Genomic DNA, 16,576 nt, shown 5'->3' with positions numbered 1-16,576 from the left:
GTATGGCGCCGCTCGGGACGAACGGGCTTATTGGGCCGTTTGCGGCTAGCGCCCGAGGAACGAGGGCAGTCGAGCCAAGCCTGGTCGCCTACCTTCGACCCTTGCTTCGTTCGTGCACGCCGCTCGGCGGGCTCGCGGCGGCGTCGAGTCTCTTCAAAGGTGCGCGGCCAGCGAGGGCCACAGCACCAGCAGCGCGCCGAGTGCCACCAGCAAAAGCCCGAGGCGCTCGCGGCCACCCACCCGTTCGCGCAGCCAGTGGCGCGAGAGCAGCAGGGTGAACAGTACCTCCACCTGTCCCAGGGTCTTGACCAGTGCCGCGTCCTGAAGCGTCAGCGCTGAGAACCAGCACAGCGATGCCAGCGAGCTGCTGAGCGAGACGCCGAACACTGCACGCGGGCGTGCGAGCAGCTTGCCGATCGTCGAGGGTGAGCGGATCGCTAGCCAAACCACCAGCACCACCACTTGCAGGCAGACGTTCCATACCAGCGCCCAGGCGGCGGCCTGCATGAATGGCGCGTCGAGGGTCAGCGTGGCCTGGCGCACCAGCAGGGTGGTCAGGGCGAAGCACACCCCGCTGCCGAGCCCGAGCGCAAGCGTGGTGAGATCGAGATCACCCGGGGCACTGCGCCCCTTGAGCAACCACACCGCTACTGCGCCGACCGCGACGCCGAGCCAGCCCACCACGCCGAGCTGGGCGGCGAAGAAGGCGACGCCGAGAAGCGCGGCGAACAGCGCCTCGCTCTTCGCCAGGCCGACGCCTGCGGTATAGCTGCGGCGTTGGAAGAGTCGCACCATCAGCAGGGTGGCGATGATCTGGGCGAGGGCGCCGGCGCTGGCCGGGAGGATGAAGCCAAGGCCGAAACCGGGCAGCGGCGCAGGGTCCAGAACGTAGAGCAAGCCGAGATAGCCGAATGCCAGTGGCGGTGCCCAGAGAAACCTGGCCAGGGTGACGCCGAGGGCATCGATTTCGACGCTGAGGCGCTTTTGCTGGGCATTGCGTAGCGCTTGGGAGAATGCGGCGATCAAAGTGAACAGCGACCAGAGCATGGCAAGTTCCGCGCGAGAGTTCGATCGCAATGGTGCGATCAATGTCAGCCCAAGGCTGCGTTAATGAAATGGTTTATCATCCTCGCTCCAGCGGCGGGAGCCGAGTCCAGGCTGTCGGCCACCTTAGGCCGTCGTCGCCGAAGTTCACAGTGAAAAAGAGTTATTTCCAGGATTCCAAAGCGCTATGCAGCGTCGGGGGAGGGTCAATGGGGGGTAAACCAGGCAGCGAGCCGGAAGACCAGCCGATCGGGGTAGATGCGCCGCGCCCTCGACGCAGCCGCAGTCGCTGGGCCAGGACCATGTGGGTGGGTCTCGCCGTGCTCTGTTTCGCCATCGGCGTGGTTGGCATCTTCCTGCCGCTGCTGCCGGCGACGGACTTCTTCCTGCTTGCCGCGATCTGCGCATCCCGCGGTTCGCGGCGCCTGGAACGCTGGATTCGCGCCAATCGGTTCTCCGGTCCGGCGATCGATGCCTGGGAGCGCGAGCGGGCGATTTCGCCCGTGGCGAAGTGCCTGACGGTGGTGATGATGAGCCTGAGCCTTACGATCATCTACTTGCACACCGGCTTCAACCTGGTGTTCTGGGCGGTGCTCGCAGTGCTGGTCGCGGTGGCCGCGTTCGTGCTCAGCCGCCCATCCCCAAGCCGCGGTCAGCGGCGTGACTCCAACTGAGCGCGGCTTTGCACTCGAAAACGATGCAATGGTGGTCGACGGCTCAGCGAACTACCGGCTCGCCATGGAAGCGGCGACGCGAAGGGGGGGAGACGCCGAAGCCGACCTCCAGCATCAGTCGCGGTGCGCGCCGGGCCACGGTCCCCATATGGAAGCCGAACGGGTCTTCGGCAAAACCGTAGCCTGGCCCGCCGAGCAGGGTCAGGGCGTTGTCCTCGCCGTAGTCTGCGTAGACTTCATCGGCGCTGTGGCCGACCAGCGGGCTGAACTGGTGGCGCAGGCTGCGCTTTTTGTGGCTGCCGCGCAGATAGACGTGAGGCCCCTGGTCCGGTTCGACACCGCTTACGTAGAAGAAGAACTTGATCATCCGCCAGTCGTCGAGGTCGAAGTGATAGCGATCCTGGGAGGCGAGGTTCTTGTCCGCGTCGGACGCTTGCTGTGACGGGAAGCTCCACCATAGCCGGGTGCTGACCACGCGCGCCCGATCGCCCAGGTAGCGCGCGGCGACTTCGTGGAGCAGCGGGTCGCGCTGCACGCGCATCGCCGCGGGGCAGTCGAGCACTTTCTCGAAGTAGTGGCCGCTGAGCAGGGCGCGACCGAAGCGCACTTCGGCTTCGGCGTACTGTGTGGCGTCCAGCGGAAGCCGGCGATCGAAATTGCCAAAGCAGGTCTCCCGGCGGGTGAAATCGAGGATTTCAGCACAGATGTCCTCCGGCAGTACCAGCCCGACATGGATTCCCTGGGCGTGTACCTCCTCCACGACTCGCTGCGGCTCGACCCGTTCGAACAGGCTGCTGGGCTGCGGCGTAGCGGCCGGTCGATAGGGTTTCGCGCGGCGCCAGTGCAGGCGGCGGAACAGCATGATTCGCGCGAGTACGAACATCGCGATCCACGAGGGGCGCTCGCGCAGGTCGGCCATGTAGGTCGGCACCCTGGCGGCCATGCGGTGTAGCCTTCCTGAGCGACGGGCGATGGTCTCGAGATCGTCGGCTTTTATCCTAGGCTGCATGAAGGCTGCGCTCCGAGTAGGGAAACGTGGTAAGGCATGTCAACCGGCGCGGAATGATCCGATGGCGGGCAACTCGATCAGCGTTCGCGTCCTGAAACCTGGGGCGGTGCGAAGGATCCGTGCTCGAGTCGATCCAGCGCCCAAGGTCAGGTTCGGCGCCGGATGGATAAGTTTCAATTAGGTCGACGCGGGTAGGGACGGGGGAACTTAGAATGCGAACGATTTGATGTGAGGGGTTCAGGCCGGCAACGGCGCTCTGATTTAACTCGCTTTTTCCCCTATGATGTCCTATGCGAGCGCGCGAGCCTGGTGCGCCGAATGTCGTCAGCCGATGTCGTGCGCCGAGGTCGGATACGTTCTCTAATTTCACTCTCAGGCAGCGCAGGAACCTTCAATGGCCGAACCCCAAGCGATTCATCTCAAGGACTATCTGCCCCCGGCCTATCTGGTCGATGACGTGGCGCTCAAGTTCGATCTCGACGATCACGCGACCCGCGTTTCCGCCCGGCTCAAGATGCGCCGGCATCCACAGCGCGAGGCGGGGCTGCCGCTGGAGCTTTTCGGCACCGCGCTGCGCCTGACCCACATCGCGATCGAAGGCCAGCCGCTGGACGAGGGCGAGTACCGCCTCGACGCCGAGCGGCTGGTGATCGCCAAGGTGCCGGAGCGCTTCGAACTGACCACTGAGGTGATCATCGACCCGGCCGCCAATACCGCGCTCGAGGGGCTTTATCGCTCGAGTTCGATGTTCTGCACCCAGTGCGAACCCGAGGGCTTTCGCCGGATCACCTACTATCCCGACCGGCCCGACGTGATGGCGACCTTCACCACCACGGTGATCGGCGATCGCGAACGCCTGCCGGTGCTTTTGTCCAACGGCAACCCGATCGAGTCGGGCGAGCTGCCCAACGGCCGGCACTTCGTCACCTGGCGTGATCCCTTCCCCAAGCCGAGCTATCTGTTCGCCCTGGTCGCCGGCACGCTCGAGAAGGTCGAGGATCACTTCACCACCGTCAGTGGCCGCCGGGTGACGCTGCAGATCTGGGTGGAGCGGGAGAACCTCGACAAGACCGAGTTCGCGATGGGCGCGCTCAAGCGTGCGATGAAGTGGGACGAAGAGGCCTATGGTCGCGAGTACGACCTCGATCTGTTCATGATCGTCGCAGTCAATGATTTCAATATGGGCGCGATGGAGAACAAGGGGCTCAACATCTTCAACAGCTCCGCGGTGCTGGCCAACCCGGCGACCACCGTCGATGCCAACTTCCAGCGTGTCGAGGGTATCGTCGCCCACGAGTACTTCCACAACTGGTCGGGCAACCGGGTGACCTGCCGCGACTGGTTCCAGCTGGCGCTGAAGGAAGGCTTCACCGTATTCCGCGACCAGAGCTTCTCCGCCGACGTCAATTCCGCGCCGGTCAAGCGGATCGAGGACGTCAGCGTGCTGCGCACCATGCAGTTCGCCGAGGACGCCGGTCCCACCGCCCACCCGGTGCGCCCGGAGAGCTTCATCGAGATCTCCAACTTCTACACCCTGACGGTCTACGAGAAGGGCGCCGAGATAGTGCGCATGCTGCGCCAGCTGCTCGGCGCCGAGCGCTTCCGCGCCGGCGCGGATCTCTATTTCTCCCGCTTCGACGGCCAAGCGGTGCGGGTCGAGGATTTCGTCTCTTCGATGAGCGAGGCGGGAGATGTCGATCTCACCCGGTTCATGCGCTGGTATGCCCAGGCTGGAACGCCGGTGCTCGAGGTCGAAGGCGAGTATGACGCCGAAGCGCAGGTCTATCGGCTCAAGGTGCGCCAGCATACGCCTGCGACCCCTGGGCAGCCGGCGGAGCGGAAGCTGCCGCTGCACCTGCCGCTGCGGCTCGGTCTACTCGATGCCGATGGCGCGGCGATACCGCTGTGGCTCGATGGTGAGTCGCGCGGCACCGATACCGTGGTCGAGCTGTTCGAGGCCGAGCACGAGTTTCGCTTCGAGCGCGTGCCGAGCGCGCCGGTCCCCTCGCTGCTGCGCGGGTTCTCCGCACCGGTGAAGCTCAGGTTCCCCTACGACCGCGGGCAGCTCGCGCTGCTGGTCAAGTACGACGAGGACGGCTTCAACCGCTGGGACGCGGGGCAGCGTCTCGCCCTGGCGGCGATCGAAGAGGCGATCCTCGCGCTGCAGGCCGGTGTCGAGCCGCGGCTCGACCCGACCCTGCTCGATGTGTTCACCCACCTGCTCGACACGCCGAGCGACGATCTCGCGGTGCTGGCCGAGATGCTCAAGCTGCCCTCCGAGGCCTATATCGCCGGCGAGCAGGAGACGATCGACATCGACGCCATCCACCAGGCGCGGCGTTTCGTCACCAGGGCGCTGGGCGAGGCGCTCGAGCCGCGCTTCAGGGCGCTGTTCGAAGCCAATCAGAGCGAGGTGCCCTACGCACCCTCGTTCGAGCAGATCGCCCAGCGTTCGCTGAAGAACGTCGCGCTCGGCTATCTCTGCGCCACCGGAGGGGAAGAGGCGCTGCATCTCGCCCAGCACCAGTTCGAGCAGGATCGCAACATGACCGACGTACGCGCGGCGCTGACCCTGCTCGCCCATAGCGACGCCCACCAGCTCGGCGATCCAGCGGTCAAGGCGTTCGGCGAGCGCTGGGCCCATGATCCGCTGGTGATGGACCAGTGGTTCGCGATCCAGGTCACCCGGCCCCAGCCCGACGTGCTCGACCGCGTGCGCTTTTTGATGCGCCACCCGGCGTTCTCGATCAAGAACCCCAACAAGGTGCGCGCGCTCATCGGTGCCTTCGCCAATCTCAACCGGGTCAACTTCCATCGTCTCGATGGCGAAGGCTATCGACTGGTCGCCGACGTGGTGATCGAGCTCAACCGGCTCAATCCCGACATCGCGGCGCGGATCGTCACGCCGCTGACGCATTTCCAGCGCCTCGACGCCGAGCGCCAGTCGCTGATGCGCGCCGAGCTCGAGCGAATCCGCCGCGAGCCGCTGTCGCGCAACCTGTTCGAGGTGATCGAGAAAGCGCTGGCATAAGCGCAATCCAGCGAGAACGCCCCGGCCTTGCACCGCTAGCTGAAGTTGGACGCTGATCCAGCGCCGGCGGCGGTGCAAGGCCGGGGCGTTCGGTTCGCGCGGTCAGCGCTGGGGCGGGGCCCGCTCGGGCTCGAAGCGTCCGAGGCGCTCGAAGGCGTCGAACTGGAGCGCCGCATAGCGCGAGGTTCGCGCGCCGCTGTGGGCAACGCCCGGCAGCCGGCTGAACGACCAGGCGAACGGCAGGCCGAGCTCGCTGGCCTCGCGGCGGGCATGGCGATAGTAGAACCATGCGCGCTCCCGGCGATCGCTGCCCTGTGCATTCGCGCCCGGGCTGTGCCGGGGCGGCGGCGTCGCCTCAGCGTCGTCCTCGGCGCCAACGGTGATCAGCAGCGGCCGTGCGAACAGCGCGGAGAGCTCCTTCGACCCGACTTCGAACGGCGCGTCGGCGAGTCCATAGGGCCAGGGGGTGTGCCGATCCGGCAGCGTCCACCAGCCGGCCGCCGCGCATACCGCGGCTTCTGCCTTGGCGTCGGGCAGCAGGGTGAGCATGCGATGGACGAACTGGCAGCCTGCGCTGTTGCCATAGAGATAGTAGCGCTGGCGCGAGGTGTAGCCGCCGCTGCGCAGCCACTCGAACAGTTCGTCGATAGCGGTGAAGGCCCACTTCTCCCGGGGGGCCGGCTGGCCGTCCGGATCGTTGAGCCGGCCGAGGTTGTAGCCCTCGGCACCGGGATAGGCGCGCTGGGAGAAGCGCGGCGCAACCACCACGTAGCCATAGCGATCGGCAGCCTCGCGCCACACGTCACGGTAGGTGGCGGCATTGCGCAGCAGGCCGCTGAGCACGATCACCACCGGCGCATCGAGGCCGGCACCCGCGGGGCGATAGGTGAATAGCGCCATGCGCTCGCCATCGCTGCGTTGAAAGTCGAGCTCGGATGCGCCTTCCGGCAGCTCCGCCCTAGCGTGGCCGAGCAGTGCCAGCAAGCACAGCCCCAAGATGATGATCCGCACCTCGATCCTCCTCGGAATTCCTTTCAGGTCTCGCTGCTGGTGAGCGTCTGGGATCGAACCAGGCCTCAGCGCCGCCGCTCGATCCCTCGATGCTCGTTCCTCGTCCACGGGACGAACGGGCTTGGAAGTAAATTCTCCAGTGGTCCGTTCAGCCCATCGGCAGCGGCTGTTCGAGCACCCGGCGGAGCACGAAGCTCGAGTGGGCGCCGGTGACGCCTTCGATCCGGGTGATGCGATTGAGCAGCAGGTCGTGGTAGTCGTCCATGTCGCGGACGATCACCTTGAGCTGGTAGTCGGCCTCTTGACCTGTGATCAGCAGGGCCTCGAGCACCTGGGGCAGTTCGCGGATGCGCGCTTCGAAATTGGCGAAGCGCTCGGGGGTGTGCTGGTCCATCGAGATGTAGAGCAGCGCCATCAGTCTCAGGCCCAGCTTCTTGGCATCGACCTCGGCGCGATAGCCGGTGATCAACCCGCTTTCCTCCAGCGCGCGAACCCGGCGCAGGCAGGGAGAGGGGGAGAGGCCGATCCGGTCGGCCAGCTCCTGGTTACTGATCCTGCCTTCGCGCTGCAGCAGTTCGAGGATGTGGCGATCGAAGCGATCGAGACTGTAGAGGGGCTCGGCGGCGTTCATCTGGGCTCGCTCTAGAGGGGGTGGATTTCAATATTTCTGGTTTGTCTGCAACATGATGCCATAGAGGTGGGGTTATGGGGATTTTTAAGCAATATAAGTCGTGCGTGAGCGGCATATACTATGCACGTTCAAGCGTCGGGGCCTCTTTTCGCCTCACCGCCGTCATTTTCGTCGAGGAGTGATCATGTTCAACGCCCGTTCCGGTGCCTTCGATCATCGCAAGTACCGTCCCGCGCCCAAGGTGCCTTCGTTCGATCGCCGCTGGCCCGATGCCGAGATCACCGAGGCGCCGATCTGGGTCAGTGAGGATCTCCGTGATGGCAACCAGGCGCTGCTCGAGCCAATGAGCGTTGAGCACAAGAAGCGCCTCTGGGCGCTGCTGGTCGCGGTCGGGATCAAGGAGATCATGGTCGGCTTCCCCTCGGCGAGCCAGCCGGACTACGACTTCGTGCGCTGGTTGATCGACGAAGACCAGATTCCTGGCGACGTCACCATCGCGGTGCTGGTGCAGGCCCGCGAGCACCTGATCGAGCGGACCTTCGAGGCGCTGCAAGGCGTGCCCAAGGCGATCGTGCATCTCTACAATTCGACCTCGCCGGTGCAGCGTGAGCGGGTGTTCGGCATGGACCGCGCGGGGATCATCGAGATCGCCCGCCAGGGTACCCGCTGGGTGCGTGAGCGTGCCGATGCCCGTCCCGAAACCGAGTGGCGCCTGGAGTACACCCCGGAGAGCTTCTCCAGTACCGAGATAGATTTCTCGCTGGAAATCTGCGAAGCGGTGCTCGACATTTGGCAGCCCACTCCCGAGAACAAGGTGATCCTCAACCTGCCGACCACGGTGGAGGTCGCAAGCCCCAACCACCACGCCGATCAGATCGAGTATTTCTGCCGCCACATCAGCCGTCGCGACTGCGTGATCATCTCGGTGCACACCCATAACGATCGCGGCGGCGCGGTGGCCTCGGCGGAGCTTGCGCTGCTCGCCGGTGCCGAGCGGGTGGAGGGCACGCTGCTCGGCAATGGCGAACGCACCGGCAACATGGATATCGTCACGCTTGCGATGAATCTCTACAGCCAGGGGGTCGATCCGAAGCTCGATCTCTCCCGCCCCGACGAAATCATCGAGGTGGTCACCGAGTGCACCCAGCTGCCGGTGCATCCTCGCCATCCCTATGTCGGCGAGCTGGTCTACACCGCCTTCTCCGGCAGCCACCAGGACGCGATCCGCAAGTCGCTCAAGCGCCAGGGCGAGGACGAGCCCTGGCAGGTCGCCTATCTGCCGATCGACCCGCGCGACCTGGGCCGCGACTACCAAGCGGTGATCCGGGTCAACAGCCAGTCGGGCAAGGGAGGGATGGCGTTTTTGCTCGAGCGCGATCATGGCATCAGCCTGCCGCGCTGGATGATGCTCGAACTCGCTCCCCACGTGCAGCGCGAGAGCGAGCGCAGGAGCGGCGAGCTGTCGAGCGACGATGTGCGTTCGATCCTGGTGCGCGAGTACGCGGTCGCGGCGCCCTATCGGCTCAAGGGGTATCGCAGCGATCGCGGCGATGGCGGGCAGCTCAGGGTCGTGCTGGCTCGTGGTGAACAGGAAGTGATCGTCGAAGGCGAAGGTAACGGGGTGATCTCCGCTTTCATGTCGGGATGGGAGCGGATGAGCGGGCAGCGGGTGAGCGTGATCGACTACAGCGAGCATGCGCTCGGCGAGGGTAGCGATGCCAATGCGATCGCATTCGTCCAGCTCAGCGTCGAGGGCCGGCGGGTATGCGGCATGGCGGAGGACGGAGATACCGTCAGCGCGTCGCTGAAAGCGGTGATTTCGGCGCTCAATCGGGCGATGGTGGAGCGCGGTGAGGTGGTCGGAAGCGGCGAGTCGCTGACCGTGTGAGTAGCACAAAGCGAAAAAGTGTGACGTTTTCTCCCTACCGTTTGCACATTTTCAATCTATATTAAGTTTTGTCGGTTCGAGGTTCCCTGCCGACATCCCTGATTACCGCGGTGGAGAATGTTTCCACCGCGGTCTTTTTTTCGTCCCTAGCTGATCAGCCAACTGAGCACCAATAGCCCGAGCAGCAGCCAGATTACCCCCGCCACCAGCGAACGGCGCAGCAGGGCGCGTATTCCGGTGTAGAGCAGCATCAGGCCGATCACCAGGACGACGATGCTGGCCACCGAGTCGCTGACGCCGAGCGCCCCGGTCAGCCCATGGACGAACCCCCTGGCCGCGTCGCTGATGCCGGAGAAGAAACCGCCGAGCAGCTCGACGACGAAACGGATCGCATTGCCGATCGTCCGCCCCAGGGCGTTGAAGAAATCTTGCATCGTGCTTGCACTCCTTGTGCGGTTCACGGCCCCGCGCCAGGCGGGGACCGCGATGGTGTCAGCTGGGCATCTGTGCCTTCAGCCAGCGGATCTCTTCGTCCCATATCTCGGGTTCGATGGTCTCGAGGATCATCGGGATCTCATCGATCCGCGGCTCGTTCATCAGGCAGCGAAAGGCGTCGAGTCCGATGTTGCCGCGCCCCAGGCTATGGTGCCGATCGACCCGGCTGCCGAGCGTGCTCTTGGCGTCGTTGAGGTGCATCGCCTTGAGATAGCCCAGTCCCACCACCGCGTCGAACTCGTCGATCACCGCGGTGCAGCTCGCCTCGCTGCTCAGGTCATAGCCGGCGGCGAAGGCGTGGCAGGTGTCGATGCACACGCCTACCCGTGACTTGTCCTCGACGTGTTCGATGATCTCGGCGAGCTGTTCGAAGCGAAAACCCAGGTTGGTGCCTTGGCCGGCGGTGTTCTCGATCACCGCGGTGACGCCCCGGGTGGCGTCGAGGGCGAGGTTGATCGATTCCCCGATCCGCGCCAGGCAGTCGTGCTCGTCGATCTTGTTGAGATGGCTGCCTGGGTGGAAGTTGAGCAGGGCGATGCCCAGCTGCTCGCAGCGCTGCATCTCATCGAGGAAGGCGGCGCGAGACTTCTCGAGCCCCTCGCGTTCGGGGTGGCCGAGGTTGATCAGGTAGCTGTCGTGGGGAAGGATCTGGCGTGGCCCATAGCCATGCTCGGCGCACGCCGCCTTGAACGCTTCGATGCTCTTTTCTTCCAACGGCTTGGCGTTCCACTGGCGCTGGTTCTTGGTGAACAGGGCAAACGCCGTTGCCTCGATCTCGACGGCGCGGGCGACCGCCTGGTCGACGCCGCCCGCTGCGCTGACGTGGGCTCCTACGTATTTCATGCATGCTCCGCTCAAGGGGCTGGGGGCCGGCGTACCGGCCGAGGGTGGGCGCATTATCCAGGATCGAGCGCGAAAGATCAGCGCTCAGCGCGAGCGCCCCAGTCCAAGCCAGAATCGCGCCCCGGCCGGAAGTCCGATCATCTTCGCCGCTCCTATTTACCTCGTGGCGTCGAGACAGCATAGTCGCCCGTCGACATGGATCCCTGATTCCATCGTCGCCCGATGTGCAGGATGCCTGTCGGGACGTTCTGCTTTCTTCTGATCAAACGGAGTCCGCGTGCCTGCAGATCGCACCTCCTGGCTCATCGCCCTGCTGATGGCCTTCGTCATGCTGATGCCGATGGGCATCGATATCTATCTGCCCGCGCTGCCCGATATGGGCAGGGATTTCTCCAGCTCGATCGAATCACTGCAGGTGAGCATCACCTTGTTCTTGTTCGTCGCTGGTTTCGGTCAGGCGTTGATCGGGCCACTGGCCGACCGCTTCGGCCGGCGTCCGGTGGTGCTGGCTGGCGTGCTCGGCTACGCGGCAGGATCGCTGCTTGGCGTGTTCGCGCAGGAGCTGACGCTTTTCTATCTCGCTCGCGGGATCCAGGGGCTCGGCGCTTGCGCGGCCTCGCTGGTCGCTTTCTCCGCGGTGCGCGATCGCTTCTCCCCGGTGCAGGGCGCGCGACTCTACAGCTACATGAATGGTGCCCTGTGCGTGGTCCCGGCGCTGGCACCGGCGCTCGGTGGCTTTCTCGCCATCCACTTCGGCTGGCGCAGCACCTTCGTGTTCATGGCGCTGTTCGCTTTGCTGCTGGCCGGTGCGATCGCGCTGCGCTTCGACGAGACCTTGGCTCCCGGGCGCCGAGCCGGTGGCCCAATCTATCGCTGGCACCGCTATGCGCCGGTGCTGTCGAGTGCAAGCTTCTATTACTACGCGGGGCTCGCGCTCGCCGGCATGGCGATGATCCTGATCTTCGTCGCCAGCGCGCCGGTGATCCTGGTCGAACGGCTGGGCCACTCGCCGATGGTATTCAGCCTGTGGTTCGGTGCCAATGCGATGGTCAATATCGTCGCCTTCGTTCTCGCGCCGCGTCTGCTCGATAGGCTCGGGCGCGTGCGGCTGATGCGCATCGGCATGTGGGTGCTGGTCGCTTCCGGCGTGCTCAATCTGCTCGGCTGGTCGCTGCTGCCGCTCGGCGCACTGGTGTTCATGCTGCCGGTGGCGACGCTGACGATCGGCTTCTCGCTGGCGCTGGGGGCGACGCTGAGCCTGATGCTCGAGCCCTTCGCCGACCGGGCGGGCACCGCCGCGGCGCTGTTCGGCACCCTGCAGCTGAGCGGTGGCGCGCTGCTGGCGACTGTGCTGCTGGCCACGCCGCTGCCAGCGCAGCTGGCGATGGCGCTGGTCGCGATCGGTGTGGTGGCGCCGCTTCTGTACTGTGGGCCTGGGTCGTCGAATCCGCACGACGGTGATTCGAGCGCACGATGAGCCGAAGCCGTGGTCTATCTTTTCGCAGGCGACCGCTGCGGCGTGCTTTCGTCGCGGCGGGCAGGGCGTAAGCGTTGGCGCGGTGAGCGATTCACACGCATGCTTACCCGCTGGATACGCTAATCTTTTAGGGTATGCTTTTTTTTACACAGCAAGGGTCGAGTGGCAAACAAATCTCACGTTTGCCATCGCCCAGGCATGTGATGCTAAATAGCGGCCGCCGCAAAGAAATCGCAGGCTAGCCCGGTCTGTCGCGAGGCGCCGGGACGAGACGGTGGCGGTCCGCGGGCACCGTCATCCAGGTATCAAGAGGAGTTTTTCGTGCCTTTTCGCTTTCAACCGTGTCATCCCAAGCGCTCCTCCGCGCTGCTCCAGCGGGTCGCCGCACTTTCTTTGGGTGTGATCGGTCTGGTCGGTCCCCATTTCGCGCTCGCGTTCGATTTCGACGATGTCGCCGAGCAGGCCCGTGAACTATCGCAGCGAAGCTATTCGGCGCCGTCCAGCAACCTGCCCAGCGCGCTTCAGGATCTCGATTTCGAGCACTACTCCCACATCAAGTTCAAGGACCAGTATTCGCTCTGGCGCGGTGAGAACCTGCCTTTCGACCTCGGCTTCTTCCACCAGGGGATGCACTACGACCTGCCGGTGAAGATCAACGAGGTGGACGGCGAGCAGGTGCGCGAGCTGCACTACAGTCCGGACCAGTTCGATTTCGGTGACAGCCAGGTCGATCCGGCCTCGCTCAGCGATATCGGCGGTTTCGCCGGGTTCAAGATCAATTACCCGATCAAGGGCAGCAACAAGCAGGAAGTGATGGTCTTCCTCGGCGCGAGCTACTTCCGCGCGATCGGTTCCGATCAGCGCTACGGCAGCTCTGCCCGGGGACTCGCGATCGATACCGCGCTCTCCTCCGGCGAGGAGTTCCCGCGCTTTCGCGAGTTCTGGGTCGCCAAGCCCAAGAGCGACGACCGCTATCTGGTGGTCTATGCACTGCTCGACTCGCCGAGTACCACCGGCGCTTATCGGTTCGTGGTGCGTCCGGGTGACGACACCATCATCGACGTCAAGTCGCAGATATTCCTGCGTCACCAGGTCACCAAGCTCGGCGTCGCGCCGCTCACCAGCATGTACCTGTTCAGTCCGTCGCAGCCGTCCTCGTCGCTCAACTATCGTCCGGCGATCCACGATGCCTCGGGTCTGTCGGTGCGTACCAGCAGCGGCCCCGATGACGACCAGTGGCTGTGGCGCCAGCTGATGAACCCGCGCCGGTTGAGCATCTCCAACATCGATGCCTCCGGACTGCGTGGTTTCGGCCTGATGCAGCGCAGCCATGATTTCGACGACTACCAGGACCTCGATGATCGCTACGACCAGCGCCCGAGCGTATGGATCGAGCCGACCAACAGCTGGGGCGAGGGCAGCGTCGAACTGGTCGAGATCCCGACTCCCGATGAGACCAACGACAACGTCGTCGCCTTCTGGCGCCCGGCCCAGCAGCCCGAGGTCGGCACGCCGCAGGAGTTCTCCTATCGGATGACCTTCACCCGCAACGAGCAGCGGCTGCAGAACCCGGAGATCGCCTGGGTCGACCAGACTCGCCGCTCCCAGGGTGAAGTGCGCCAGGCCAACCTGGTGCGTGAGCCCGATGGCTCCACCGCCTATGTGGTCGACTTCCGCGGACCGAACCTCAAGGGGCTGGACAGCAACGCGGGTGTCACCGCCGAAGTCGATGCGGGCGAGAACGGCCAAGTGGTCGCCGCCGAGGTCAAGCGCAATCCGGTGACCGACGGCTATCGCATGATCCTGCGGGTCAAGCCGAACGACGCATCGAGGGCCATCGATCTGCGCGCCTTCATCAAGGACGGCACCGGTAGGCGGCTGTCTGAAACCTGGAGCCTCATGAAGCAGCCTGATGCCTGATCAGATTCCTACTCCCTTCAACCCCGCCCGTGACTACCTGGAGCGCTTGGCGCTCCAGGCGCGGGGAATCAAGGCGCGGCGCGAACTGCTCGGCTATGCCGAGCAGGAGCTGACGCTCGCCGAGGTGCATCAACGCCTCGGCGGCGGTGCCACCCGCGAGGACGACCCGGCGAGCGTCTCGGTCCTCCATCGCCTCGAGCTGATCTACGGCGTCGATCGCCTGGCGCCGCCTTCGGTGCTGGGGTTCGATCGGGCGGGGCGGGTGCAGCTCGCCACCACGCCGCCGATCAACCGTACCCCGATCGCGCCCAAGCCCTGGACCACTGGGCCGATCGCCCGGGTGGTCAAGGGCATCCAGCTGCGCTTGGGCAAGGCGAAGCCATGGATGAGCAAGCGCGAGGCCAGCGAGCGGCCGGCGAAGCCACGCTGGCGCAAGGTAGGGATGGCCCGCCGGCTGCTGCTGCTGGCGCTGGTGGTGGCGCAGAGCGTGCTGGCGATCAGCTATATGACCACGGTGCTGCCGCAGGATGGGCGCACGCCGCTCGAGTTCTCGGTGATGGTGCTGTTCGGCCTGCTGTTCGCCTGGGTCTCGTCCGGGTTCTGGACCGCGCTGATGGGCTTTTTCCAGCTGCTCACCGGGCGCGACCGCTATTCGATCAATGCAGACGAGGTGGATACCGAGGCGCCGATCGCGGCGGACGCGCGCACCGCTCTGGTGATGCCGATCTGCAACGAGGATGTCAGCCGGGTCTTCGCCGGGCTCAAGGCGACCTACATGTCGCTCGCCGATGCCGGCCAGCTCGAGCATTTCGACGTCTACGTCTGCAGTGATTCCTATGATCCCGATATCTGCGTCGAGGAGCAGCACGCCTGGCTCAGGCTCTGTCGCGAGGTCGATGGATTCGGGCGGATCTTCTATCGCCGGCGCCGGCGCCGGGTCAAGCGCAAGAGCGGCAACATCGACGACTGGTGCCGCCGCTTCGGTGCCAACTACCGCTACATGGTGGTGCTCGATGCCGACAGCGTGATGAGCGGCGCCTGCCTCAAGCGCTTGGTCCAGCTGATGGAGGCACACCCCAACGCCGGCCTGATCCAGAGCGCGCCGATCGCCGCGGGAGCGCATAACCTCTACGCGCGCCTGCAGCAGTTCGCCACTCGCGTCTACGGGCCGCTGTTCACCGCGGGGCTGCATTTCTGGCAGCTCGGCGAGTCCCATTACTGGGGCCATAACGCGATCATCCGGGTCGATCCGTTCATGCGCTACTGCGCGCTGGCGCCGCTGCCGGGCAAGGGCTCGCTCTCCGGCGAGATCCTCTCCCACGACTTCGTCGAAGCGGCGCTGATGCGTCGCGCCGGCTACGGGGTGTGGATCGCCTATGACCTGCCGGGCAGCTACGAAGAGATGCCGCCCAATTTGATCGATGAGCTGCAGCGCGATCGTCGCTGGTGCCACGGCAACCTGATGAACTTCCGCCTGTTCCTGGTCAAGGGTATGCACCCGGTGCATCGGGCGGTGTTCCTCACCGGGGTGATGTCGTATCTCTCGGCGCCGCTTTGGTTTTTGTTCCTGGCGCTTTCCACCGCGATGCTCGCGGTCTCCACCTTCTCGGTACCGCAGTACTTCACCCAGCCGATGCAGCTGTTTCCCACTTGGCCCGAGTGGCATCCCTGGCGCGCGGTGGCGCTTTTCTGCACCACGCTCACGTTGCTGTTCCTGCCCAAGTTCCTGAGCGTGATCCTGATCGCGGTGAAGGGGGCGTCGCAGTTCGGTGGCACGCTCAGGCTGTTCGTCAGTATGGTGATCGAATCGCTGGTATCGATGCTGCTCGCGCCGGTGCGGATGCTGTTCCATACCCGCTTCGTGCTCGCCGCGCTGTTCGGAATCAAGGCCAAGTGGACGTCCCCCGATCGCGAGAGCAGCGAGACCAGCTGGGGCGAGGCGGCACGGCGCCACGGTGGTCAGACCCTGTTCGGGATCCTCTGGATCGCCGGGGTGTTCATGCTCGATCCGCGTTTCTTGATGTGGCTGTCGCCGATCGTCGGTGCCTTGGTGGTGTCGATCCCGGTATCGGTGATCACCAGCAAGGTCGGGCTTGGCCTCGGCGCAAGGCGCAGACGCCTGTTCCGCATCCCCGAGGAGTCCAACCCGCCGCGCGAGCTGCGCCGGACCTGGAAGTTCACCGCGATCGCGCGCGAGCGGCACGTGGCGCCGGGCTTCGTCGAAAGCGTGGTCTCCCCCGCGGCCAATGCGCTCGCGTGTGCGATGGGGGTGGCCCGTCACGGCGAGTCGGAGGCGCTGGAGGCGCAGCGCCAATCGATCGTGCGTCATGCGCTGGTCGCCGGCCCCGACAAGCTCGAAAACGGCCTACGGCTATCGCTGCTCGATGACCCGGTGATGCTCTCGCGGCTGCACTATGAAGTCTGGGAGCGTCACGATCGCTTCCCGTCCTGGATCTCGAGCACCTACGGAGAAGAGCAGCTGCCCAGGCGGCTCGCACTCTGACGCTTGCGCGATTCGACATCCTTGAGTGCCCGAGTCGCATTCAGCTACGC

General features: G+C 65.1%; 12 protein-coding genes. 6 read left to right on the top strand and 6 right to left on the bottom strand.

Annotated features, from left to right (window positions below; translation table 11 throughout):
* Window positions 1-153 precede the first annotated feature (153 nt).
* Window positions 154-1,047: an EamA family transporter gene (locus tag Q376_RS0111475; protein WP_027350440.1), complete on the bottom strand. Its 894-nt coding sequence runs from the start codon at window positions 1,045-1,047 to the stop codon at window positions 154-156.
* A gap of 206 nt (window positions 1,048-1,253) precedes the next feature.
* On the opposite strand from Q376_RS0111475, the gene Q376_RS22390 reads away from it, so the two are divergent.
* Window positions 1,254-1,718, top strand: coding sequence for a YbaN family protein (locus Q376_RS22390; protein ID WP_027350439.1), 465 nt, complete (start codon window positions 1,254-1,256; stop codon window positions 1,716-1,718).
* A gap of 43 nt (window positions 1,719-1,761) precedes the next feature.
* Here Q376_RS22390 and Q376_RS0111465 read toward each other — a convergent pair whose 3' ends face one another.
* The gene (locus Q376_RS0111465) at window positions 1,762-2,727 is read right to left on the bottom strand and encodes a phytanoyl-CoA dioxygenase family protein (protein ID WP_027350438.1); all 966 of its coding nucleotides are present in this window, start codon (window positions 2,725-2,727) and stop codon (window positions 1,762-1,764) included.
* Window positions 2,728-3,121: 394 nt separating this feature from the next.
* Between Q376_RS0111465 and pepN the strand changes: the two genes are divergently transcribed.
* Window positions 3,122-5,758, top strand: a complete 2,637-nt coding sequence (pepN, locus tag Q376_RS0111460) for an aminopeptidase N (protein WP_027350437.1) — start codon at window positions 3,122-3,124, stop codon at window positions 5,756-5,758.
* Between the two features lie 102 nt (window positions 5,759-5,860).
* Here the strand turns inward: pepN and Q376_RS0111455 are convergent, their stop codons facing one another.
* Together Q376_RS0111455 and Q376_RS0111450 are read right to left on the bottom strand one after the other, a co-directional pair.
* The gene (locus Q376_RS0111455) at window positions 5,861-6,769 is read right to left on the bottom strand and encodes a hypothetical protein (protein ID WP_052365164.1); all 909 of its coding nucleotides are present in this window, start codon (window positions 6,767-6,769) and stop codon (window positions 5,861-5,863) included.
* Window positions 6,770-6,917: 148 nt separating this feature from the next.
* The gene (locus Q376_RS0111450; RefSeq protein ID WP_027350435.1) at window positions 6,918-7,400 is read right to left on the bottom strand and encodes an Lrp/AsnC family transcriptional regulator; all 483 of its coding nucleotides are present in this window, start codon (window positions 7,398-7,400) and stop codon (window positions 6,918-6,920) included.
* 184 nt (window positions 7,401-7,584) lie between these two features.
* Here Q376_RS0111450 and Q376_RS0111440 point away from each other — a divergent pair, with 184 nt between their 5' ends.
* A complete protein-coding gene (locus tag Q376_RS0111440) occupies window positions 7,585-9,288 on the top strand; it encodes a 2-isopropylmalate synthase (RefSeq protein ID WP_043447600.1) in 1,704 nt (567 codons plus the stop codon).
* Window positions 9,289-9,434: 146 nt separating this feature from the next.
* Here the strand turns inward: Q376_RS0111440 and Q376_RS0111435 are convergent, their stop codons facing one another.
* A complete protein-coding gene (locus Q376_RS0111435; RefSeq protein WP_027350433.1) occupies window positions 9,435-9,722 on the bottom strand; it encodes a hypothetical protein in 288 nt (95 codons plus the stop codon).
* A gap of 58 nt (window positions 9,723-9,780) precedes the next feature.
* On the bottom strand, window positions 9,781-10,626 hold the full coding sequence (gene nfo, locus Q376_RS0111430) for a deoxyribonuclease IV (RefSeq protein WP_027350432.1): 846 nt from the start codon (window positions 10,624-10,626) through the stop codon (window positions 9,781-9,783).
* A 277-nt stretch (window positions 10,627-10,903) separates the two neighbouring features.
* On the opposite strand from nfo, the gene Q376_RS0111425 reads away from it, so the two are divergent.
* The 3 genes from Q376_RS0111425 (at window position 10,904) to mdoH (ending at window position 16,526) form a co-directional block, all read left to right on the top strand.
* The gene (locus Q376_RS0111425) at window positions 10,904-12,103 is read left to right on the top strand and encodes a multidrug effflux MFS transporter (protein ID WP_027350431.1); all 1,200 of its coding nucleotides are present in this window, start codon (window positions 10,904-10,906) and stop codon (window positions 12,101-12,103) included.
* 321 nt (window positions 12,104-12,424) lie between these two features.
* Complete coding sequence (locus Q376_RS0111420) at window positions 12,425-14,023, top strand: glucan biosynthesis protein G (protein ID WP_245598941.1); 1,599 nt, start codon at window positions 12,425-12,427, stop codon at window positions 14,021-14,023.
* The gene (mdoH, locus tag Q376_RS0111415) at window positions 14,016-16,526 is read left to right on the top strand and encodes a glucans biosynthesis glucosyltransferase MdoH (protein WP_027350429.1); all 2,511 of its coding nucleotides are present in this window, start codon (window positions 14,016-14,018) and stop codon (window positions 16,524-16,526) included. Before Q376_RS0111420 ends, mdoH begins: the two co-directional genes overlap by 8 nt.
* The last annotated feature ends 50 nt before the right edge of the window (window positions 16,527-16,576 follow it).

Source organism: Halotalea alkalilenta DSM 17697, assembly GCF_000621205.1.
Classification (GTDB): Bacteria; Pseudomonadota; Gammaproteobacteria; order Pseudomonadales; family Halomonadaceae; genus Halotalea; species Halotalea alkalilenta.
Note: the sequence above shows the minus strand (reverse complement) of the source record. Positions and strands in the feature narration are given on the sequence as shown.

What these genes read in the sequence shown, in the direction of transcription:
- Q376_RS0111475 (WP_027350440.1), bottom strand. Translation starts at nt 1,047, where the DNA reads ATGCTCTGGTCGCTGTTCACTTTGATCGCCGCATTCTCCCAAGCGCTA.
- Q376_RS22390 (WP_027350439.1), top strand. Translation starts at nt 1,254, where the DNA reads ATGGGGGGTAAACCAGGCAGCGAGCCGGAAGACCAGCCGATCGGGGTA.
- Q376_RS0111465 (WP_027350438.1), bottom strand. Translation starts at nt 2,727, where the DNA reads ATGCAGCCTAGGATAAAAGCCGACGATCTCGAGACCATCGCCCGTCGC.
- pepN (WP_027350437.1), top strand. Translation starts at nt 3,122, where the DNA reads ATGGCCGAACCCCAAGCGATTCATCTCAAGGACTATCTGCCCCCGGCC.
- Q376_RS0111450 (WP_027350435.1), bottom strand. Translation starts at nt 7,400, where the DNA reads ATGAACGCCGCCGAGCCCCTCTACAGTCTCGATCGCTTCGATCGCCAC.
- Q376_RS0111440 (WP_043447600.1), top strand. Translation starts at nt 7,585, where the DNA reads ATGTTCAACGCCCGTTCCGGTGCCTTCGATCATCGCAAGTACCGTCCC.
- Q376_RS0111435 (WP_027350433.1), bottom strand. Translation starts at nt 9,722, where the DNA reads ATGCAAGATTTCTTCAACGCCCTGGGGCGGACGATCGGCAATGCGATC.
- nfo (WP_027350432.1), bottom strand. Translation starts at nt 10,626, where the DNA reads ATGAAATACGTAGGAGCCCACGTCAGCGCAGCGGGCGGCGTCGACCAG.
- mdoH (WP_027350429.1), top strand. Translation starts at nt 14,016, where the DNA reads ATGCCTGATCAGATTCCTACTCCCTTCAACCCCGCCCGTGACTACCTG.